Genomic DNA, 19,739 nt, shown 5'->3' with positions numbered 1-19,739 from the left:
CGCGCCGGAGACCTGTGGAGCGGGCTCGGCTGCCGTGATCGGCCCGTCGATGCGAACGCCCGTGCGCGCCGCCGGACGGGCGATCCCTGGTGGCGATGTTCCCGTCCGGGGAAAGGTGCTGGGCAACCACCCCCAGCAGTCGGTCACCGGACGGGAACCTCATGACGCGGATCGCCGCCGTTCACGGCGCCCTCGCAGCGCACCGTCACACCCAGTCCGAGATCACCGACATAGTGGCGCGCACCTGTCTGCCCCAGGGTGGCGACCGCCGGGTCCTGGACCGGCTGCACAGCGGCGCCCAGGTCCGTTCGCGCCATATGACGCTGCCGCTCGAACGGTACGGGGAGCTGGACGGGTTCGGTGCCGCCAACGACGTGTTCATCACGGCGGCCACCGACCTGGGCGCCAAGGCGGTCCGGGAGGCGCTGCGCCAGTCGGGCTTCTCCCCCGCCGACGTGGATCTGCTGATCTTCACCTCGGTCACCGGGATCGCCACCCCGTCGATCGACGCCCGGCTGGTCGGCCGGCTCGGGCTGCGCGAGGACGTCAAACGGCTTCCGCTGTTCGGTCTGGGCTGTGCCGGGGGCGCCGCCGGGCTGGCCCGGATGCACGACTTCCTGCTCGGCCGCCCCGATCAGGTCGCGGTCCTGCTCTCGGTGGAACTGTGCACGCTGACCTTCCAGCGCGACGACGCCTCGATGGCCAACCTGGTGGCGACCGGGCTCTTCGGGGACGGGGCCGCCGCGGTCGTGGCGTGCGGCGCGGACCGGGCGGCGGCACGGGCCGAGGGTGCCGGGAGCCCGGAGAGCGGCGGGAGTGCCGGTCCGACCATCGTGGCCACGCGCAGCCGTCTGTACCCGGACACGGGACGGGTCATGGGGTGGGAGATCAAGACCTCCGGCTTCCAGGTCGTCCTCGATCCGAAGGTCCCCGACGTGGTGCGCCGCTATCTCGCCGAGGACGTCGAGGGGTTCCTCGGGGATCACGGTCTGAAGCCGAAGGACGTGACCGCCTGGGTGTGCCATCCGGGCGGCCCGAAGGTGCTGCACGCCGTCACGGAGGCTCTCGAACTGCCGGACGGGGCATTGGATGTGACATGGCGTCACCTCAGGGATGTGGGCAACCTGTCCTCGTCCTCGGTGCTCCACGTGCTGCGCGACACCCTCGCCGACCGCCGCCCGGCACCGGGCACCCCGGGACTGCTGCTCGCGATGGGACCGGGCTTCGCCTGCGAACTGGTCCTGCTGCGCTGGTAGTTGCCCGGCCCGCCGAAGGACACAGGACGCAGGGATCATGATCTGGTACGGACTTCTCGTGGCCGCCGTCGCGGCCGAGCGCGTCGCCGAACTCGTCGTCGCGCGGCGCAACGAACGCTGGAGCACCGCACGCGGCGCGACCGTCGCCGGGCAGGGCCACTACCCGGTGATGGTGGCCCTGCACACCGGCCTGCTGGCGGGCTGTGTCGCCGAAGTCGCGCTGGCCTGGCGGCCGTTCGTCCCGGCGCTGGCCTGGCCGATGCTGGCCGTGCTGGTGGGCGCCCAGGCGTTGCGCTGGTGGTGCGTCCGCAGCCTCGGGCCGCGCTGGAACACGCGGGTGATCGTCGTGCCGGGGCTGCCGCTGGTGGCGAGGGGGCCCTACCGGTGGCGTTGGCTGCGGCACCCCAATTACGTGGCGGTCGTCGCCGAGGGGGTGGCGCTGCCGCTCGTCCACACGGCGTGGGTGACCGCGGTCGTCTTCAGCGTGCTCAACGCGGCGCTGCTCACGGTGCGTATCCGCTGCGAGAACCGGGCGCTGGCCGCCGCCACCGCGCCGGCCGTGACGGTACCGGCGTGATCGACGTCCTGGTGGCGGGCGGTGGTCCGGCCGGTCTCGCCGCGGCGGCGCACGCCGCGCTCGCGGGGCTGGAGGCCGTGGTCGTGGAGCCCAGGATCCCGCCCGTGGACAAGGCGTGCGGGGAAGGCGTGATGCCCAGCGGTGTCGCGGCGCTGCGGGCGCTGGGCGTCGAGGTGGCGGGACGCGAACTGCGCGGCATCCGGTACCTGGACGGCACCGCCCGCGCCGAGGCGCCCTTCAGCGGCGGCCCGGGGCTGGGCATCCGCCGTACGGCGCTGCACGCCGCGCTGCACCGCCGCGCGCTCGGGCTCGGGGTGCGGGTGCTGCCGGGCAAGGTCGGCGAGGTGCGGCAGAACGCGGACTCGGTCACGGCCGCCGGGCTCACCGCCCGCTGGCTGATCGCCGCCGACGGACTGCACTCGCCGGTGCGCCGCGCCCTCGGGCTGGAGCGCCCGGCCCGCCCGCACGGCCGTTACGGGCTGCGCCGGCACTTCCGTGTCGAGCCGTGGACGGACTTCGTCGAGGTCCACTGGTCGCGGCACGGCGAGGCGTATGTGACACCGGTCGCCGACGACCTGGTGGGCGTCGCCGTCCTCAGCCGCGCCCGCCGCCCGTACGACGATCACCTGGCCGCGTTCCCCGCGCTCACGGCGTCCCTGCGCGGCCCCGCCGACACGCGGGTGCGGGGCGCGGGTCCGCTGCTCCAGCGGGTGCGGCGCAGGGTCGCGGGCCGGGTGCTGCTCGTCGGGGACGCGGCCGGCTACCTCGACGCGCTCACCGGCGAGGGGGTGGCGCTCGCGGTGGGCACGGCCGGGGCCGCCGTCCGCTGTCTGGCGGCGGGCCGCCCGGCGGAGTACGAGCGCGCCTGGGCCGCACTGACGCGCCGTCACCGTCTGCTCACCACCGCCCTGTTGAGCGCGAGCGGCCGGCCGGGCGCGGCCCGGCTCATCGTCCCGGCGGCGTCCCGGATGCCCCCGGTGTTCGCGGCGGCGGTCCGCGCGCTCCAGTAGCGGGCGGGCGTCGACGCGGGCCTTTCTCCGGGCTGTTCCGGCGGGAAACGGGCGATCCGGTCGCCTCCCGGCCCTGTCGGCCGGACCGGCTTCTGTGATAGTCGACCTGCATGCCGAAGATGTCCCCCGGTGACGCCGACGCCGACCGCCCGACCGCGCGGACCCGGCTGGGGCGCGCGCTGCGTGACTCTCCCGTCGGACGCGGCTGGCGGTGGAGCACGGAGATCGAACTGGCGTCGAGGTCGCTGAGTTTCGCGGCCCTCGGATTCCTCACGCTGGTCCCGCTGCTGATCGTGGTCTCCGCGGCCGATCCGGCGCACGGGCGGGGGTTCGCCGAGTGGGTCGGTGACGGGCTCGGGGTGTCGAAGCCCGCCCGGGAGCAGGTCGCGCGGCTCTTCACCCGGCCCGGTCAGGTCCTGCAGACCACGACCGCCTTCGGTCTCGCCGCCCTCGCCGTCTTCGGCCTCGGTTTCGGGGCGGCGGTGCAGACGGGCTACGAGAAGATCTGGGACCTCGCCCCGGCCCGCTGGTACGGGCGGTGGCGCCATGTGCTGTGGCTCGCCGTGCTCGTCGGCTCGCTCTTCCTGACCGCCACCACCACCCAGTGGCGGCACTCGGCCGCCGGGACGCTGGCCGCCGCGCTGAGCGCCGTCCTGTTCTTCTGGTGGTCGCAGTGGGTGCTGCTCGGCGGCCGGGTCTCCTGGGCCGCCGTGCTGCCCGGCGCGGTGCTCACCGCCGTCGGGCTGCTCGGGCTGCGCGTCTTCTCCCGTCTCGTCTTCTCCCCGCTGATCGCCTCCAGCGCGGTCACCTACGGCCCCTTCGGCACCGCCCTGGTCGTGCAGTCCTGGCTGGTCGGGGTCGGGGTCGTCGTCTTCGGCGGCGCGCTGGTGGGGCGGCTCGTGCACGAGGAACTGCCGTCGGTGGCGGCGGCGGTGCGGCGCCGGGCCGGGCGCCGGGAGCGCTGAGGGGCCGCTCGCCGCGGGGCCGGTGCGGTCATCCGGTCTCCTCGATGTACTCGAAGACCGCCCCGTCCGGGTGACGGGCGATGAGCCGCCGCCCGTTGGGGGCCGGTGCCGGACCCTCCAGGAGGTGCCCGCCGGCCCGCTCGATGTCGGCCACCACCGGAGCCAGGTCACGCACCAGGAGGGTCGCCACCCGGTCCCGGTAGGCCGCCGTGTCCCCGCTGAGCAGCAGGAACGGTCCGACACGGGCCAGTTCGACGGCCCCGAAGCGAAAGCGCGCCGGCTCCTGTCCGCCGGCGAGGCGCCGGTACAGGGCGAGGGAGGCGTCGAGGTCGTCGACGAAGACACGGGCGAGCACGGCGATGATGTTGGAGTCGGTCACGCAGCGGCAACCGCCGGGGCGCATCTTCTATGCCCCGACGGTCGCGCTGTCGGTGGAGAGCGGCTCACAGGGCCAACTCTCAGGAGGTCCGCTCTGAGGAGGTCCGCTCTCAGGAGGTCCGCTCTCAGGAGGTCCGCTCTCAGGAGGTCCGCTCTCAGGAGGTCCGCTCTCAGGAGGTCTGGTACGCCTCCACTTCGCTGAGCTGGGCGGCGGGCCAGCCGGTGTTCGCCGTGACGTTCAGCCGCAGATAGCGCAGGCTCGTACCGGCGGGCAGCGCGATGGTGACGGTGTTGCCGCTCGCCGGGTCGAAGCGGTAGCCCTGCGAGCCGGCCACCGTGGAGTAGCTGGAGCCGTTGGTGCTGCCGAGGACCGAGAGGGTCTGGGTGCGGGCCGCCCAGGCGGTGGCCGGCGGCAGCTTCAGGACGACCCGGCGGACCGTCTGGGCGGAGCCGAGGTCCACCGTGATGGCCTGCGGGAAGGCGTTGTTGGCGGATTCCCAGTAGGTGCCCGCGTCACCGTCGACGGCTCTGCCGGGGGTGTAGACGTCCTGGGAGCCGGTGGCGGTGGCCGGGCGGCCCTTGGCCAGGTTGGGGTTCTGCTCCGGCGGCGGGGTGCCCTGGCCGGGCTGCGGCCAGGCCGAGCAGTTCGCCCAGGTGCTGCTCCAGCCGGAGTTGCCGCCGCCGTCGGTGACGGTGAAGGTGCCCGAACCGGTCGGGTAGGGGCAGTTGTAGACGCCGGCCGAACCGACTCCGGTGGCCTGTACGTTGGTGAACTTCGCGGAGCCCGGCGTCTCGGCCTGGACGACGACCGTGCCGGTGTCGCGTACGGTCGCCCCGGTCACGTTGATGTTGGCGGTGGCAAATCCCCGGCCGCCGCCCGAGACGAACTCGAAGGCGCTGTAGGGGCTGTCGGTGATCGTCGTGTTGGTGATGTTGACGGTCGCGTTGATCGCGCTGTCGTAGGAGTCGACCCGCAGGGCGCCCATCGGGTGGCCCCAGTTGGGGTTGATCGCCCCGGTGCGTACGAGGGTGTTGCCGTCGACGGTGATCGTGCCGGCCAGCGGGGAGAAGGGGTCGAGGAACTTCTGGTTGGAGATCGCGATGCCGCTGCCCAGGGCGTTGGTGTCGGAGATCAGGTTGTTCTTGACGCTGATGTCGGTGCCGCCGTAGATGGCGATGCCGTTGGCGAGGTTGGGCTGCGAGATGGTGTTGTTCTCGAAGCTGGAGTTGCTGTCGGCACCGTTGAGCGACCACATGGCGAGCGAGTCGTCGCCTTGGTTGCGCAGGAAGTTGTTGCTCACGCGGACGCCGCGCGCGTTGCCGTTGAGGTTGAGTCCGTCGGCGGTGGTGTCGAGGATGCGGTTGTTCTCCACCACGAGGTTGTCGTTGTTGCCGGTCAGCCAGAGGCCGACCTTGAGGTGCTGGATCCACATCCCGGAGACCGAACTGCCGGGTCCGAGCGAGCCGTTGACGAAGTTGTCCGGGCTGGAGTCGACGCGCTCGGTGACCTCGCCGACGACCGCGAAGTTCTTGAGGTGGACGCCGCCGGAGGAACCGCCCTGGTCGATGAAGCGGGAGGCGTGGACGACGGAGTACCAGTTGCCCGCGCCCTGGAGGGTCACGTTCTGGACGCCGCTGAGCGAGGACGTCACCCGGTAGTCGCCCGGCGGGATCCAGACGACTCCGCCCTGGGCCGCGGAGATGGCGTCCCGGAAGGCCTGGGTGGAGTCGCCCTGGCCGCTGGGGTCGGCGCCCTTGTCGGTGACCGAAACCGATCCGGCGGGCCGGGACGCGGCGGCGGCGACCTGCTCGAAGTCGGCCACGTCGACGGTGACCTGGGTCGAGGTGGCCTGGAAGGCGATCTTGTCGCCCGCCTGGACGTTCTGGCCGAGCAACAGGCGGGCGTTGTCGAAGAAGTGGTGCTGCTTGGCGCCGGCGATCCAGGACGTGTCCACATAGGAGTACTTGGAGGTGACCGCGAGCGTCCTGGAGATCCTGGTGCCGTTGACGTACACGTCGAGCGTCCCCGACTGGCCGTCGGGGACGCTGTAGGAGACGTTGACCGCGTTGGCCGCGCGCGGGGCGGTGAACTCGACGCGCTGGCCGGCCGCGAGCCGGACGGCCTGCCGTCCGGAGGCCTCCGAGGCGAGGCTGCCCTGCGTGCAGTCGGGGCCGATCCTGGTGCCGGTGGTGGTGGCCGACTCCGCCTCGACCGAGGTGAAGGGGAGGCTCGCGCCGGCCGCGGCCACCGCGGCGTGGGCCGTGGTGGCGCTGAGCGTGCCGGCGGCGAGGGCGACGGCCGCGGCGCACGCGAGGGGTATGCGCCGGGAGGTGGTGCTGCTGTGCATGTGCTGATCCCTTCGGGGTGGGGGGTGGGGATAGCGGTGCTCGTTCCGGCGGTGGTCAGGCGCGCAGCCACACCGCCGTGTCCGGGGGCAGGAACCCGTCGGCGTCCAACGGGCTGCTGGCGAGCAGGAGTTCGGAGTGTCCGGGGATCTCGACCGGTCCGTCCGCCAGGTTCACGACGCACAGGAGTCCGTCCGTGCGGGCGAAGGCGAGGACACCCGCGGGGGCGGGCAGCCAGGTGAGCGGGCCGTCGCCGAAGCCGGGTTCGGCGCGGCGGACGGCGAGGGCGGCCCGGTACAGGCTCAGCATCGACGCCGGGTCCTCGGCCTGCCGGTCGGCGGCGTAGCCGGGCCAGTCGGCGGGCTGGGGAAGCCACGGGTCGCCGCCGAAGCCGGCGTGCGGCGCGTCCGCCGTCCAGGGCAGCGGGACACGGCAGCCGTCGCGTCCGGGGTCCGTTCCGCCGGAGCGGAGATACATCGGGTCCTGGATGCTCTCCGGGGGCAACTCGACCTCGGGCAGGCCGAGTTCCTCGCCCTGGTAGATGTAGACGGAGCCGGGCAGGGCGAGCGAGAGCAGGGCGGCTGCCCGTGCCCGGCGGGTGCCGAGGGCGAGGTCGGTGGGGGTGCCGAAGGCCTTGGCCGCGAAGTCGAAGCCGGTCTCGGTGCGGCCGTAGCGGGTGACCGTGCGGGTCACGTCGTGGTTGCAGAGCACCCAGGTGGCGGGCGCGCCGACGGGGGCGTGCTCGGCGAGGGTGTCGTCGATGGAGGCGCGCAGCCGTTCGGCGTCCCAGGGGCAGGACAGGAAGGAGAAGTTGAAGGCGGTGTGCAGCTCGTCCGGGCGCAGGTAGCGGGCGAAGCGCTCGGCGTCGGGCAGCCACACCTCGCCGACGAAGACCCCGTCGTAGGCGTCGGCGACCGCGCGCCAGGAACGGTAGATGTCGTGGAGTTCGTCGCGGTCGACGTACGGGTTCGGGTCGCGGCCCTCGACGAAGTCGGGCAGGTCGGGGTCCTTGGCGAGCAGCGCGGCGGAGTCGATGCGGACGCCGGCGACGCCCCGGTCGAACCAGAACCGCAGGATCTCCTCGTGCTCCTGGCGCACGGCCGGGTGGTCCCAGTTCAGGTCGGGCTGCTCGGGGGTGAACAGGTGGAGGTACCAGTCGCCGTCGGGCAGCCGGGTCCACACCGGGTCGGTGGTGCCGGCGAACTGGGAGGGCCAGTCGTTGGGCGGGAGTTCGCCGTGTTCGCCGCGTCCGGGGCGGAAGTGGAACAGTTCGCGTTCGGGGCCGCCGGCCAGCGCCGCCTGGAACCAGGGGTGCTGGTCGGAGACGTGGTTCGGCACGATGTCGACCAGGGTGCGGATGCCCAGTTCGCGCGCTTCCGCGATGAGCTTCTCCGCCTCGGCGAGCGTCCCGAACGCCGGGTCGATGGAGCGGTAGTCGGCGACGTCGTAGCCGCCGTCGGCCATGGGCGAGCGGTACCAGGGGTTGAACCACAATGCGTCCACGCCGAGTTCGGCGAGGTAGGGCAGTCTGGCTCGGACACCCGCGAGGTCGCCGGTGCCGTCGCCGTCGCCGTCCGCGAAGCTGCGGACGTACACCTGGTAGATGACGGCGGATCGCCACCACGCGGACTGATTTCGGGCAGGGCGGGGCTGTCCCACGGTGCGATGCCTTTCGTTCGAGGAGGTCACGTACAGGCGTCAGCCCTTGGTGCTGCCCGCGCTGATCCCGGCGATGATGTGCCGCTGGAAGACCAGGAACATCACGACCATGGGGATGCTCGCGATCACCATCGCGGCGATGAGCACGGTCAGTTGGATGTTCTGCGAGAGCTGGACGAGTGCCACGCTGATCGGCTGTTTGTCGGTGTCGGAGAAGACCATCAGCGGCCAGAGGAAGTCCTGCCAGACGGCGACCAGGGCGAAGATCGACACGACGCCGAGGACCGGCCGGGACATCGGCAGCACGATCGACCACAGGGTGCGCAGTTTCCCGGCGCCGTCGATCTCGGCGGCCTCCAGGACGTCGCGCGGGATCTGGTCGAAGAACCGCTTGAGGAGATAGAGGTTGAAGGCGTTGGCGACGGCCGGCAGCCAGATGCCGAGCGGGTCGTTCAGCAGGCTGGTGTGGATGAGGGGCAGGTCGGCGACCGTCAGGTACTTCGGGACGACCAGGGCCTGCGCCGGGACCATCAGGGTGGCGAGGATGCCGCCGAGGATCACCTTGCCGAAGGCCGGCTTCAGCTTGGACAGGGCGTAGGCGGCGGCGGTGCAGAAGACGAGCTGGAGGAGCCAGGCCCCCGCCGCCTGGACGACCGTGTTCCACAGGTGCGTGGGCAGGTCCATCAGGTCCCACGCGTCGGTGTATCCGGACAGGTGCCACTTGTCCGGGACGAGGGTCGGCGGGGTGCGCGTCACCTCGTCCGGCGACTTCATGGCGCCGGTGACCATCCAGTAGACGGGGAAGAGGAAGGCCAGCGCGAACAGCACGACGACACCGCAGAAGACGGTCCAGTACGCGGCCTTGCCGCGGGGGCGGGCCAGGGTGAGCGGGGAGACCAGGGTGCGCGTGCTCATGCGTCGTCCCCTTCCGAGCGGGTCAGCCTCAGGTACACCGCGGAGAAGGCGCTCAGCAGGACGAGCAGCATGACGCTCAGCGCGCAGGCCCCTCCGAAGTCGTTGTAGAGGAAGGCGTACTTGTAGATCAGGTAGAGCACCGTGACGGTCTTGTCCTCGGGGCCGCCGCCGGTGATCACGAAGGGTTCCGTGAACACCTGCATGGTGGCGATGATCTGAAGGAGCATCAGCATGAGGATGATGAAGCGGGTCTGCGGGATCGTCACGTGCCGGACGCGCTGGAGCAGGCTCGCGCCGTCCAGTTCGGCCGCCTCGTACAGCTCGCCGGGGATGCTCTGGAGCGCGGCGAGGTAGATGAGGACGGTGCCGCCGAGGTTGGCCCAGGTGGCCACGATGACCAGGGACACCAGGGCGGTGTCGGCGCCGTTGGACCAGTTCGAGGTCGGCAGGTGCAGGAAGCGCAGCGTCTCGTTGGCGAGGCCCGCTCCGGGATCGTAGAACCACTTCCACAGCAGGGCGCTGACCACCGGCGGGATCATCACCGGCAGGTAGACCACGACGCGGAAGAACGCTTTGGCGTGCCGGAGTTCGTTGAGCACCAGGGCCAGCACGAACGGGACGGCGAAGCCGATGAGCAGGGCGATGACGGTGAAGGCGAGGGTGTTGCGCCAGGCGGCGGTGAACTCCGGGTCGTGGAAGACCCGGGTGAAGTTGGCGGTGCCGACCCATTCACCGCCGCTGCCGGGCGTGTACTTCTGGAAGGCGATCACGACCGCGCGGATCGCCGGGTACCAGGAGAACAGCGCGAAGCACAGCACACCGCCGAGCAGGAACGCGTAGGCGCGGGACTGGTCGGCCAGACGCCGGCGCCAGGGGGCCTGGGGCCGGCGTCCCGCCGACCGCGGCGCCTCCGGCGCGCCGACGGCGGCCGGAGGGAACGCTGCGGGGGGCTTCGATGCGGTCTTCATGAACGGTGTCAGCCTCGGGCCAGGATGGAGTCGATCTTGCCGGAGGCGTCCTTGAGGAGCTTGTCGACGTCGGCGTCCTTCTTGGTGAGGACCGCGGACACCGCGCCGTCGAGGACGGAGTAGATCTGCTGGGCCTGCGGCGGCTCGATCTTCATCGCCAGGTTCTGGTTGCCGTCGAGGAAGGCCTGGTAGTTCTCCACCGGCACGTTCGCGTTGGCCTTCTTGACCTCCTGGTCCTTGGCGTCCGCGGCGCCGGTGAACAGGCGCGGCTCGGGCAGGCCGACCGGGGCGTTGTTCTGCTTGGCGCGGGCGTAGTCGCCGAGGAAGCCCTTGCCGGGCGTCAGGAACATGTGCTCGAGCCACTTCAGGCCCGCCTTGATCTGGGCCGGCGAGTCCTTCTTGTTGAACATGTAGCCGTCGCCGCCGATGAGCGTGCCCTTGCCGCCGGGCATCGGGGCCAGGGCGAGGTCCTTGTAGTTGCCGCCCTTCTCCTTGACCAGGATCGGGATGTTGTCCGGGGCGGAGAGGTACATGCCGAGCTTGCCGGAGCCCATCATCTGCTGGACGTCGTTGATGACGAGGAGCTGCTTGCTGCCCATCGAGTTGTCGGTCCAGCGCATGTCCTTGAGGTTCTGCAGGACGGCCTTGCCCTCGGGGGTGTCGATGTTGGCCTTCTTGCCGTCCTCGCTGACGACGTCGCCGCCCTGCGAGTACAGCTCGGCGGTGAAGTGCCAGCCGCCCTGGTTCTGGGCGCTGTAGTCGGCGTAGCCGACGGTGCCGTTGCCGAGCGCGGCGATCTTCTTGGCGTCCGCGCGCAGCTCCTCCCAGGTGGCCGGGGGCTTGTCGGGGTCGAGGCCGGCCTTCTTGAAGAGCGCCTTGTTGTAGATGAGGCCCATCGAGTAGCCGGTGCGCGGCACGCCGTAGATCTTGCCGTCGACGGTGTAGATGTCGCGGAGCTGCTGCTGGATGGTGTTGTAGCTCTTCAGGTCCTTGACGTAACTCGTGATGTCGGCGGCCTGGTTGACGTCGACGACGTGCTTGGCGTCAGTGAAGTACGTGTAGAACACGTCCTCCATCTGGCCGCCGGCGAGCTTGGCGTCGAAGGTCTTCGGGTCCTGACACGGGAACGCGTCATGGGTGACGACGTCGATGTCCGGGTTGGCCTTCTCGAACGCCTTGGTGTCGGCGTCGAAGAACGAGCGGTCGACCTTGGCGCTCTTGGGCGGCTCGCAGTTGACGGTGATGCGGGTCTTTCCGTCGGCCGCCTTGCCGTCGTCGTCGCTCGATCCGCACGCGGCGGCGGTGAGCACGACGGACGACGCCATGAGCGTGACGAAGGTACGGCGGAACCCGGTACTTCTCATTGGTGGACCCCTTCGGGCTGGAGCGAGGAAGGCCCACGGCGGGCGCGCCGCCGTGTTCTGGCGCCGCACACTCAAGCACCGACGACATCCGTCCGCAAGATGTCGCGCAGAATCTGTAATTATTTGACAGTGACAGGGGTCCCTGTGGCGTATGGTTGCGGGAACCTTCAGCCGCGGGGGGCCTGCGCCGTCGACCCGCGCACCACCAACTCGGGCTCGAACAGCAGCTCTTCGGCGGTGACACTGCTGCCGCCGATCTGCGCGTTGAGCAGTTCCACGGCGGCGCGTCCCATGGCCTCGATGGGCTGGCGGACGGTGGTCAGCGGGGGTTCGGTGCAGTTCATGAACGCCGAGTCGTCGTAGCCGACGACGGAGATCTCGCCCGGGACGCTGAGTCCCTTGCGGCGGGCGGCGCGTACGGCACCGAGCGCGAGCGGGTCGCTCGCGCAGATGATGCCGGTGACCCCGCGGTCCAGGAGCCGGCTGGCCGCGGCCTGGCCGCCCTCCAGCGAGAACATCGCCCGGGCCACGTGCTCGTCGGGCAGCTGGGGCGCGAGGGCGCGCGCGGCGGTGAGCTTGCGGCCCGAGGGCATGTGGTCGCCGGGGCCGAGGACGAGGCCGATGCGCTCGTGGCCGAGGGAGTCGAGATGGCGCCAGGCCTGCTCGACGGCGACCGCGTCGTCACAGGAGACGCAGGGGAAGCCGAGGTGCTCGATGGCCGCGTTGACCAGCACCACCGGAATGTTGCGGTCCGCGAGCTGCCGGTAGTGGTCGTGCGGGGCGTCCGCCTGGGCGTAGAGACCACCGGCGAAGACCACGCCGGAGACCTGCTGCTGAAGCAGCAGTTCCACATAGTCCGCCTCGGAGACGCCGCCCTTGGTCTGGGTGCACAGCACGGGGGTGAGGCCGAGCTGTGCGAGCGCTCCGCCGATCACTTCGGCGAAGGCCGGGAAGATCGGGTTCTGCAGCTCGGGCAGGACCAGGCCGACGAGCCGCGCGCGCTCGCCGCGCAACTGGGTCGGCCGCTCGTAGCCGAGAACGTCGAGGGCGGAGAGCACCGCCTGCCGGGTGGAATCGGAGACTCCGGGCTTGCCGTTGAGCACCCGGCTGACCGTGGCCTCGCTGACCCCGACCTTCTTCGCCACCTGAGCAAGTCGTCGCGTCATGCCCGCAAGAATAGCGCAAGAAATGCAAGGCGCTTGCGTAACCGTCCGGCCAGTTCCCGGAAGGCCATTTCAGGGGCTCGCGACGGCCGGGCGAGCGGCGCCCCGGAACCCGCGACGGCCGGCCGACCGACGCCCGCGGAAGCCCCCGACATCCCCGCGGAGCCGTCAGGGAGCCGCCCACAGTCCGCGCACATGGCCCAGGTGCCGGGTCATCACCGTACGCACGGCCCGCTCGTCCCGGTCCAGCAGGGCGTCGAGCAGTTCCAGGTGCTCCTCGGCGGACGCCTCCAGCCGGCCCGCCTCGACCAGCGCCGTCAGCCCGTACAGCCGGGAGCGCTTCCGCAGGTCGCCCACCACCTCGACCAGATGGGCGTTGCCCGCGAGCGCGAGCAGGCCGAGGTGGAAGCGGATGTCCGCCTCCACGTACGCGATGAGGTCCCCGGCGGTGGCCGCCGTCACGATCTCCCGGGCCGCCGGGCGCAGTGCCTCCAGCGAAACCGGGTCCGCCGTGGCGGCCAGCCCGGCCACCGTGGGGATCTCGATGAGCGAGCGGATGTGGGTGTACTCGTCGAGCTGCTTCTCGGAGACGGCCGTGACCCGGAACCCCTTGTTGGGCACCGCGTCGACCAGCCCCTCCTTGCACAGGTCGAGCATCGCCTCGCGGACCGGCGTCGCCGAGACCCCGAAACGGGCCGCCAGGGTGGGCGCCGAGTAGACCTCGCCGGGCCGCAGTTCACCCGCGATCAGGGCAGCACGCAGCGCGTCGGCCACCCGCTCGCGGTAGCTGCTGCGCCGCCCGCCCAGCGAGGGCAGGGCGGGCGCGGCGGAGGGTGCGCTGCTGCGCTGGGCGGCCATCGGGGTCTCCTCGTACGGGCCGGTGCGCGGTCTGGTCGCCGCCCCGGCCGGGTGCCATGTCACGTGTTATCGGGTCCACCAGTATCTACGCCCCCGGGGACGGGCCGCTCACAGGACGAACCCGGCCGGGAACGGATCGGTGGGGTCGAGCAGGTACTGGGCGGTCCCGGTGATCCAGGCGCGTCCGGTGAAGCTGGGCAGCACGGCGGGGAGACCGGCCACCTCGGTCTCGCCGAGCAGCCGTCCGGTGAACCGTGTCCCGATGAAGGACTCGTTCACGAACTCGGTGCGCAAAGGGAGTTCGCCGCGCGCGTGCAGTTGCGCCATCCGCGCGCTGGTGCCCGTGCCGCAGGGCGACCGGTCGAACCAGCCGGGGTGGATCACCATGGCGTGCCGGGAGAGCCGGGCGGTCGACCCGGGTGCGTAGAGGTGCACGTGGTGGCAGCCGTGGATGGACGGGTCCTCGGGGTGCACGGGCTCGTCCTCGGCGTTGACGGCGTCCATCAGGGCGAGCCCCGCCGCGAGGATCTCGTCCTTGTGGGCGCGGTCGAAGGGCAGACCGAACCGGTCCAGCGGCAGGATCGCGTAGAAGTTCCCGCCGTACGCGAGGTCGTAGGTCACCGTACGGCCGTCGGCGAGCGTGGCCTTACGGTCGAGGCCGGCGGAGAACGACGGCACGTTCCGCAGCGTCACCTCCTTCGCCGCGCCGTCCTCGACGACGACCTCGGCGACGACGACACCGGCCGGGGTGTCCAGCCGGATCGTGGTGACCGGCTCGACGGCCTCGACCATGCCGGTCTCCACCAGCACGGTCGCGACACCGATCGTGCCGTGCCCGCACATCGGGAGGTAGCCGGAGACCTCGATGTAGGAATAGCCGGGTGGCGCCGGCGGCGAGCGCGCGGACGACGGGCAGCGAGAACGAGCGGTCGAAGCCGACCCGTTCCCGGCTCGCGCCGATCAGGACCGGCCCGGCGGCGGTGCCCTCGACTACCGGTGAGGTCTGCAGGGCGGCCGAGTCGCTGGCGACGTCCGCGACGTAGTCCGCCGCGTACACCTTGTGCCGTACGCGGCGCGGCAGCGGCTCGGTGACGAGCACGAAGCCGCGGCGGGGCAGGACGGGAAGGCCGACGCCGGCGCGCGCGGCGATCTCGGCGCCCCAGGTGCCGGCCGCGTTGACGACGGCCGGGGCGTGCAGATCGCCCCGGTCGGTGCGCACCCCGCGCACCGATCCGTCCCGGGCGCGCAGCACCTCGGTGACGGCGTGTCCGGTGAACAGCCGTGCGCCCGAGGCCCGTAGGAGATGGGCGGCGGCCAGGGCGGGCATCACCTGGCTGTCCTGGGGGTAGTGCACGGCGCCCGCGAGGCCGGGGGCCAGGTGCGGTTCGAGGTCGTGCAGGCGGTCGGCGGCGACGGGTTCGGCCAGGACTCCCGCCGCGCGCTGGCCCGCCGCGAACCGCTCCAGCGCGGCGAGCCCGTCAGGCGTGGCGGCCACGACGACCCCGCCCTTCGCCTCGTACTCGATCGACTCCGCCCGTTCCTCGGCGAGTTGGGTCCACAGCCGCGCGGAGAGCAGGGCGAGTTCGAGTTCGGGTCCTGGCTCCTTGTCGGAGACCAGCAGGTTCCCCTCCCCCGCGCCGGTCGTGCCGCCGGCCACCGGGCCACGGTCCACCACGGCCACGTCGAGACCGGCGCGGGCCGCGTACAGGGCACAGGCGGCGCCCACCATCCCGGCGCCGACGACCACGACATCGCAGGTAAGGGGCTTGCTCACGCCAGTACTATGTCACATGCTTCTGTGCGGGGAAACAGCCACGGCGAGGCAGGACCCGCGTCGCCAATAGGCCTCCCAGGTAAGGCAGTTCGCCCGCATACGGGTTCTTTCCGGGGGTAGCCGGAATGCTCGGCGCACACCCTGTGCGCGGAGCGCCCGGGCTCCGAGGGAGGCCGGCGCGGGAAGGGGAGACCGATGCTGGCGAAGCTCTCCGACGTCCTGGCCCGGCACCTGTGGCTCCAGTTCGTCCTGTCGTGGCTGGCGGCCACCGCCGTCGTGCTGCTGCTCTATCCGGGGCGTTCCGTGGCCTCCGTACTGATCCGGGTCGCGGCCACGTCCGTCGGTGCCGTCTGGCTCACCCTGCGCGCGCGTTCCCGGGAGAAACGGGCGGTTGGCGGTTCGACCGATGCGCTGGTCACCCTGGAGGGGCAGTTGCGCCGGGGTGAGGTGCCGGCGGACCCGGAGCGGCGGGAGGCCATGCGGGAGCTGGTGGACCGCAGACTGCACCGGACGCGGCACCGTGGGGCGGCTCTGGTCTTCCTCTTCCTGCTCTTCGGTGGTGTGGTGGTGCTGACCGCGCTGACGGCAGGACCGTGGCGGACGCTCGGGTTCGGACTGCTCACGGCCGCTTTCCTGACCTGGGCGGTCATCGCCGGGCAGCGCGGCCGGCGCGGGCTGCTGCGTATGCGGGACCTCCTCGCCACGACACCGGCGGCCCCCGGTTCCCCCGCCTCGAACGGGGCGGGCCCCGGCCGGCCGGGGCAGCAGCCACAGCACCGGTGATCAGCGGCGGCGGACCCCGCCCCGGTCAGATCCCGCTCTCGGCCGCGGTGTCCGCGGACAGCCGCTGGGCCGGCTCAGCCCAGGTACGGCTTCTCGCGGTGTTCCGGGAAGTGCTGGAGCCTGAGTCGTTGGGTGTGGCGCATCGACAACCGCCCGATCTCTTCGGGCGGGACGAACCGGAGTTCGGTGGACTCGTCAAAGATCTCCAGTTGGCCGCCGGTGACCGGAGAGCCGAGGTGAACGCGGGGGCCGGCGGGTCAGACCGCGCGGAGTTCCGCGGCGCCGTTGCGGGTGGTGCGGGCCTTGCCGGGGCCGCCGGGGGCCGGGCGGGCCGCCTCGCGCAGGACGAGGGTGAGCCGCGTGTAGCCCATGTCCTGGAGGGTCTTGGGGGTGTCGTCGACGATACGACACTCGGTGCTGCCCCAGCGCGGGTCCGGGTGGACGACCTGGCGCACCGCGCCGTCGTGCTCCACCGCGCCCGGGCCGACCGCGCGGATCCAGTGCGGCAGACCGTGCCGATAGGCGGCGTCCATGATCGGGTCCTGGGCGATGTCCCGGCGGATCGACGCCAGTCCGCGGTCCTGGCCATGCCGCTCGACGGCCGCCGCGAAGTGCGCGAGCATGGGCAGGCACCAGCTCGACTCGTGCTCGCCGAGGACGGTGGCCGCGTCGGGGTGGAAGAGGACGAAGCGCAGGAAGTTGTCCCCCGGCATGGCGGTGGGGTGCGCGCCGACGCCGCCGAAAAGTGTCTCGAACGCGACGTTGGACAGCACGACGTCCCAGCGGTGGTCGAACACCACGGAGGGGAACGGGACGGCCTCGATCAGGGTCGCGTAGTCCTGGAGGTACGCCTGAGCTTCGAGGCTCTCGGGGACAGGTCGCGGCTGGGACCGCTGCCTTCCTGCCTGGTACGCCATCGGGAGGTCACCCCTCTTGCCTCTGCGGCCTTCACGCGGCGGACCGATCCTGCTGCCCAGCGCACTCGCGTGTCAACTATCGTGGCATTTGGCGCTTGTTGACGGCTGAATCTCGCCACAGTTGTGGCGAGACCTGGATGTGAGTTCGAGCGACGGGCTACGCTCCGGATGGTCCCCGGTCTTCGCGCCGGGACGCGTCCCGGCCTTCGCGTCCGGACTGGTTCCCGACCTTCGTGAGAGCGACCTGAGAGAGACGTAGGAGATCTGTCGGTGACGGATGGCTTCGAGGTTCCGGGCGCCACGGCGACGGTTCTGCTGCAGGCCGTCGTGGCCCGGGTCACCACACTCGCGGACCGGCTCGGCGTACGGCACGCCGAGGTCTTCGACGTCCGGCGGCTGTCGGCCGAATCCGGTGTCCCCGAGCCCGTGGTCAAGACCCTGCTCGCCGGCCGCCCGGCCGGTGAACACGACTTGCAGGCCCGCTTCCTGCAACGTCTCGACCTGCTGCGCCGCACCCGGCTCAAGCCCAACGGGCGCCGCTACACCCAGCAGGAGATCGCGGACGGCGCCGGCATGTCCCGCCAGCAGGCGGGCGCCCTCATCAACGGCGACCGGCGCCCCACCATGGAGCACTGCGACGCCATCCAGCGCTTCTTCCGGGTGCACGCCGGATTCCTGACCGCCGAGGACTCCGAGGCCCTCGTGGGCGCCCTCCAGCGCTCCGAGCAGGAACTCCTGCAACGACTCGCCGACCGCGAACGCGCGGCGGCCACCCCCGCCGACGACGATCCGCTGGACCGGCTGCTCCTCGACCACGGGGTGCGCGGAATCGCCTGGCGGGCCGCCCAGTTGCCCACCGACCAGCACCGGGACAAGGTCGCCGAGTGGCTGGACATGCTCCTGGAGAGCGTCAAACGGCCCGAGTCGTGAGCCGGGGGAAAGCCGTGGGCATCCGAAGGGACATGCGCCGTCTGTGCGGCGAACTGGTCGCGGAGCTGTCGCTGCCGGCACCGGCGCAGCCCGACGAGCTGTACGCGGCCCTGTGCGGCGCGATGAGCAGACGCCGGGGCCGTCCCGTCCGCTTCCGTACGGCTGCCTTCCCGCCCGGCACCGCCAGCGGCCTGTGGCTGGACATGGCCGAACAGGACCTCGTCGTCATCGAGGAACGCACCGCGCCCGACCACCAGTTGGTCATCCTCGGCCACGAGCTGTGGCACATGAAGGCAGGCCACCGCGGCCACGACGTGGCGGGCGCCGCCGTCGCGGCCCGCTTACTGAGCGACGGCGCCGACCTCCCTGCGACCGTCCTCGCCGTGGCCGCCCGCACCCGCTTCCGGCTCGCCGACGAGAAGGAGGCCGAGAGCTTCGGCCTGCTCCTCGCCAGCAAGTGCCGTACCTGGCTGGCCGGTTCGTCGCGGCGCGGCCCGGTACGGCGCGACGGTCTGGCCGGCCGCATCGAGGCCTCCCTGGGCTGCCACGGACCGCGGCGCTGAAGGTCCGGCGACCATGGACGGGTCCAGCTACTACATCCCTGCCGCCGCCATGGGCGCCGCGATGGCCTTCAAGGCGCCCGCGCTGCTGCGCGGACGGCGCGATCCCCTGCTGCGCTCCGTGGGCGCCCTGCTCACCCTCGCGGGCCTGGTCTTCCTCTTCGCGGCCCCGCCGACCATCGCCGCCGTGAACAGGGCCACCGGGATACGGAACGTCTCCGCGCCCATCGTCTACTGCCTGTTGAGCGCCTTCAGCGCCTCCTGCCTGGTGCTGATCATCAACTGGCGCGACGGCCCGTCCGAGGTGACCCGGCGCCTCGCCCGCCGCTGGATCCTCGGGTACACGGTCGTGGGCGTCACCCTGATCGCGCTGTTCGCCCTCGGGGAGACCCCCGTCGAACGGCTGCGGGACCTCGACACCTACTACGCCAACACCCCGTACATCCGCGAGATGATCGTGCTCTACCTCGCCTCGCTGTCCGTCGCGGGCATCGCGATGAACGTCATGTGCTGGCGCTGGGCGGCGCAGGTCCGCGGCCGGCTGCGCGCCGGGCTGGTGATCATCGCGCTCGGCTCGCTGTTCAACATCCCTTACTCGGCGGCCAAGTTCACGGCGGTGGTGGCCCGCTGGCACGGCGCCGACCTGGACGTGCTGAGCACCGACGTGGCGCCCGTACTGGCCTCGGTCGGGGCCCAGTTCACCGCCGTCGGCTTCTGCGTGCCGCCGGCCTGCCAGCGCATCGGGGACACCTGGCACACCTGGTCGACGTACCGCCGGCTCGGGCCGCTGTGGCGTGAACTGCGCCCGGTCGCCGCGCCGGAGGAGCGGGCGGTGCGCATCTCCTGGTGGTCGCCCGTCGAACTCCAGGTCACCCAGCGGGAGTCCGACATCCACGACGGCATGCTCAGTCTCTACCCCTACTTCGACTCCGCGCTGCGTTCCCGGGCCTACGACGCCGCCGTCGCCGCCGGTTCCTCGCCCGGGGACGCGCAGGCCGAGGCGGACGCCGCGATGGTGACGGCGGCGGTGCGCGCCAAGGCGGCCGACCCCGAGGGCCGGGTCATCAGCTCGGCGAACACGGCGACCGTCCCGGGCGGCTCCGACGCCTCGTCCGTGCACGGCGAGGGCCCGCGCGATCTCGTCCGTATGTCCATCGCGCTCCGCGAGTCACCGGTCGTGGCGGCGGCCCGCGGCGGGACCGGGCACGCGGACAACGGCCCCTAGGGCGTGTCCGCAATGTCGGTGGGTCGTTGGTCCGTTCGTGGTGCGTCGTCATGAAGTGACTGATCAGGCTTGGGCGGTGATCGGGCCGTTG

17 protein-coding genes and 3 pseudogenes are annotated in these 19,739 nt (G+C 71.8%); 8 read left to right on the top strand and 12 right to left on the bottom strand.

The features are described from left to right. The first annotated feature begins 161 nt into the window (after window positions 1–161). The 4 genes from AB0912_RS21480 (at window position 162) to AB0912_RS21465 (ending at window position 3,808) form a co-directional block, all read left to right on the top strand. The gene (locus AB0912_RS21480; RefSeq protein WP_366702038.1) at window positions 162–1,256 is read left to right on the top strand and encodes a 3-oxoacyl-[acyl-carrier-protein] synthase III C-terminal domain-containing protein; all 1,095 of its coding nucleotides are present in this window, start codon (window positions 162–164) and stop codon (window positions 1,254–1,256) included. A gap of 37 nt (window positions 1,257–1,293) precedes the next feature. Next, window positions 1,294–1,833 carry an isoprenylcysteine carboxylmethyltransferase family protein gene (locus AB0912_RS21475; RefSeq protein WP_366702036.1) on the top strand — a complete coding sequence of 180 codons (540 nt, stop codon included), beginning with the start codon at window positions 1,294–1,296 and terminating at the stop codon, window positions 1,831–1,833. Next, window positions 1,830–2,843, top strand: a complete 1,014-nt coding sequence (locus AB0912_RS21470) for an FAD-dependent monooxygenase (RefSeq protein ID WP_366702034.1) — start codon at window positions 1,830–1,832, stop codon at window positions 2,841–2,843. Before AB0912_RS21475 ends, AB0912_RS21470 begins: the two co-directional genes overlap by 4 nt. 110 nt (window positions 2,844–2,953) lie before the next feature. Next, window positions 2,954–3,808 carry a YhjD/YihY/BrkB family envelope integrity protein gene (locus tag AB0912_RS21465; RefSeq protein WP_366702032.1) on the top strand — a complete coding sequence of 285 codons (855 nt, stop codon included), beginning with the start codon at window positions 2,954–2,956 and terminating at the stop codon, window positions 3,806–3,808. Between the two features lie 28 nt (window positions 3,809–3,836). Here AB0912_RS21465 and AB0912_RS21460 read toward each other — a convergent pair whose 3' ends face one another. From AB0912_RS21460 to AB0912_RS21415, 10 genes and pseudogenes are all read right to left on the bottom strand, one after another. Continuing rightward, window positions 3,837–4,187: a VOC family protein gene (locus tag AB0912_RS21460; RefSeq protein ID WP_366702030.1), complete on the bottom strand. Its 351-nt coding sequence runs from the start codon at window positions 4,185–4,187 to the stop codon at window positions 3,837–3,839. A gap of 169 nt (window positions 4,188–4,356) precedes the next feature. Then, window positions 4,357–6,534, bottom strand: a complete 2,178-nt coding sequence (locus AB0912_RS21455; protein ID WP_366702028.1) for a discoidin domain-containing protein — start codon at window positions 6,532–6,534, stop codon at window positions 4,357–4,359. Between the two features lie 55 nt (window positions 6,535–6,589). After that, the gene (locus AB0912_RS21450; protein WP_366702026.1) at window positions 6,590–8,191 is read right to left on the bottom strand and encodes a glycoside hydrolase family 13 protein; all 1,602 of its coding nucleotides are present in this window, start codon (window positions 8,189–8,191) and stop codon (window positions 6,590–6,592) included. A gap of 39 nt (window positions 8,192–8,230) precedes the next feature. Beyond that, window positions 8,231–9,106, bottom strand: a complete 876-nt coding sequence (locus AB0912_RS21445; RefSeq protein WP_366702024.1) for a carbohydrate ABC transporter permease — start codon at window positions 9,104–9,106, stop codon at window positions 8,231–8,233. After that, the gene (locus AB0912_RS21440; RefSeq protein ID WP_366702022.1) at window positions 9,103–10,074 is read right to left on the bottom strand and encodes a sugar ABC transporter permease; all 972 of its coding nucleotides are present in this window, start codon (window positions 10,072–10,074) and stop codon (window positions 9,103–9,105) included. The genes AB0912_RS21445 and AB0912_RS21440 overlap by 4 nt, the downstream gene beginning before the upstream one ends. An 8-nt stretch (window positions 10,075–10,082) precedes the next feature. Beyond that, the gene (locus AB0912_RS21435; protein ID WP_366702020.1) at window positions 10,083–11,438 is read right to left on the bottom strand and encodes a sugar ABC transporter substrate-binding protein; all 1,356 of its coding nucleotides are present in this window, start codon (window positions 11,436–11,438) and stop codon (window positions 10,083–10,085) included. Between the two features lie 167 nt (window positions 11,439–11,605). Next, complete coding sequence (locus tag AB0912_RS21430; protein ID WP_366702018.1) at window positions 11,606–12,604, bottom strand: LacI family DNA-binding transcriptional regulator; 999 nt, start codon at window positions 12,602–12,604, stop codon at window positions 11,606–11,608. Window positions 12,605–12,769: 165 nt separating this feature from the next. Beyond that, the gene (locus tag AB0912_RS21425; RefSeq protein ID WP_366702149.1) at window positions 12,770–13,459 is read right to left on the bottom strand and encodes a GntR family transcriptional regulator; all 690 of its coding nucleotides are present in this window, start codon (window positions 13,457–13,459) and stop codon (window positions 12,770–12,772) included. 108 nt (window positions 13,460–13,567) lie between these two features. Beyond that, a pseudogene (locus tag AB0912_RS21420) lies at window positions 13,568–14,329 on the bottom strand (proline racemase family protein); the annotation flags it as partial. Window position 14,330: 1 nt separating this feature from the next. Then, window positions 14,331–15,233: pseudogene (locus AB0912_RS21415) on the bottom strand (FAD-dependent oxidoreductase); the annotation flags it as partial. Window positions 15,234–15,428: 195 nt separating this feature from the next. On the opposite strand from AB0912_RS21415, the gene AB0912_RS21410 reads away from it, so the two are divergent. Further along, window positions 15,429–16,016, top strand: a complete 588-nt coding sequence (locus AB0912_RS21410) for a hypothetical protein (protein WP_366702016.1) — start codon at window positions 15,429–15,431, stop codon at window positions 16,014–16,016. 74 nt (window positions 16,017–16,090) lie between these two features. On the opposite strand, the pseudogene AB0912_RS21405 reads toward AB0912_RS21410, so the two are convergent. Both AB0912_RS21405 and AB0912_RS21400 read right to left on the bottom strand, forming a co-directional pair. Beyond that, window positions 16,091–16,246: pseudogene (locus tag AB0912_RS21405) on the bottom strand (DNA mismatch repair protein MutT); the annotation flags it as partial. Window positions 16,247–16,273: 27 nt separating this feature from the next. Further along, a complete protein-coding gene (locus AB0912_RS21400; RefSeq protein ID WP_366702014.1) occupies window positions 16,274–16,933 on the bottom strand; it encodes a hypothetical protein in 660 nt (219 codons plus the stop codon). Between the two features lie 270 nt (window positions 16,934–17,203). Here AB0912_RS21400 and AB0912_RS21395 point away from each other — a divergent pair, with 270 nt between their 5' ends. The 3 genes from AB0912_RS21395 to AB0912_RS21385 are packed head-to-tail and all read left to right on the top strand — an operon-like array spanning window position 17,204 to window position 19,648. Then, the gene (locus AB0912_RS21395) at window positions 17,204–17,863 is read left to right on the top strand and encodes a helix-turn-helix transcriptional regulator (protein ID WP_366702012.1); all 660 of its coding nucleotides are present in this window, start codon (window positions 17,204–17,206) and stop codon (window positions 17,861–17,863) included. A 32-nt stretch (window positions 17,864–17,895) separates the two neighbouring features. Next, window positions 17,896–18,426, top strand: a complete 531-nt coding sequence (locus AB0912_RS21390) for a toxin-antitoxin system, toxin component (RefSeq protein WP_366702147.1) — start codon at window positions 17,896–17,898, stop codon at window positions 18,424–18,426. 13 nt (window positions 18,427–18,439) lie between these two features. Next, window positions 18,440–19,648 carry an MAB_1171c family putative transporter gene (locus AB0912_RS21385; RefSeq protein ID WP_366702010.1) on the top strand — a complete coding sequence of 403 codons (1,209 nt, stop codon included), beginning with the start codon at window positions 18,440–18,442 and terminating at the stop codon, window positions 19,646–19,648. The last annotated feature ends 91 nt before the right edge of the window (window positions 19,649–19,739 follow it).

The sequence above is a fragment of the Streptomyces sp. NPDC007084 genome, assembly GCF_040703595.1.
In the GTDB taxonomy this organism is placed as follows: domain Bacteria; phylum Actinomycetota; class Actinomycetes; order Streptomycetales; family Streptomycetaceae; genus Streptomyces.
This window is presented reverse-complemented; position numbering and strand designations above follow the sequence as displayed.

Bases quoted from the DNA above. Each gene is read 5' to 3' on its own strand.
- AB0912_RS21400 (WP_366702014.1), bottom strand. From the start codon at position 16,933: ATGGCGTACCAGGCAGGAAGGCAGCGGTCCCAGCCGCGACCTGTCCCC.
- AB0912_RS21410 (WP_366702016.1), top strand. From the start codon at position 15,429: ATGCTGGCGAAGCTCTCCGACGTCCTGGCCCGGCACCTGTGGCTCCAG.
- AB0912_RS21390 (WP_366702147.1), top strand. From the start codon at position 17,896: ATGCGCCGTCTGTGCGGCGAACTGGTCGCGGAGCTGTCGCTGCCGGCA.
- AB0912_RS21440 (WP_366702022.1), bottom strand. From the start codon at position 10,074: ATGAAGACCGCATCGAAGCCCCCCGCAGCGTTCCCTCCGGCCGCCGTC.
- AB0912_RS21455 (WP_366702028.1), bottom strand. From the start codon at position 6,534: ATGCACAGCAGCACCACCTCCCGGCGCATACCCCTCGCGTGCGCCGCG.
- AB0912_RS21475 (WP_366702036.1), top strand. From the start codon at position 1,294: ATGATCTGGTACGGACTTCTCGTGGCCGCCGTCGCGGCCGAGCGCGTC.
- AB0912_RS21430 (WP_366702018.1), bottom strand. From the start codon at position 12,604: ATGACGCGACGACTTGCTCAGGTGGCGAAGAAGGTCGGGGTCAGCGAG.
- AB0912_RS21385 (WP_366702010.1), top strand. From the start codon at position 18,440: ATGGACGGGTCCAGCTACTACATCCCTGCCGCCGCCATGGGCGCCGCG.
- AB0912_RS21465 (WP_366702032.1), top strand. From the start codon at position 2,954: ATGCCGAAGATGTCCCCCGGTGACGCCGACGCCGACCGCCCGACCGCG.
- AB0912_RS21480 (WP_366702038.1), top strand. From the start codon at position 162: ATGACGCGGATCGCCGCCGTTCACGGCGCCCTCGCAGCGCACCGTCAC.
- AB0912_RS21445 (WP_366702024.1), bottom strand. From the start codon at position 9,106: ATGAGCACGCGCACCCTGGTCTCCCCGCTCACCCTGGCCCGCCCCCGC.
- AB0912_RS21435 (WP_366702020.1), bottom strand. From the start codon at position 11,438: ATGAGAAGTACCGGGTTCCGCCGTACCTTCGTCACGCTCATGGCGTCG.
- AB0912_RS21425 (WP_366702149.1), bottom strand. From the start codon at position 13,459: ATGGCCGCCCAGCGCAGCAGCGCACCCTCCGCCGCGCCCGCCCTGCCC.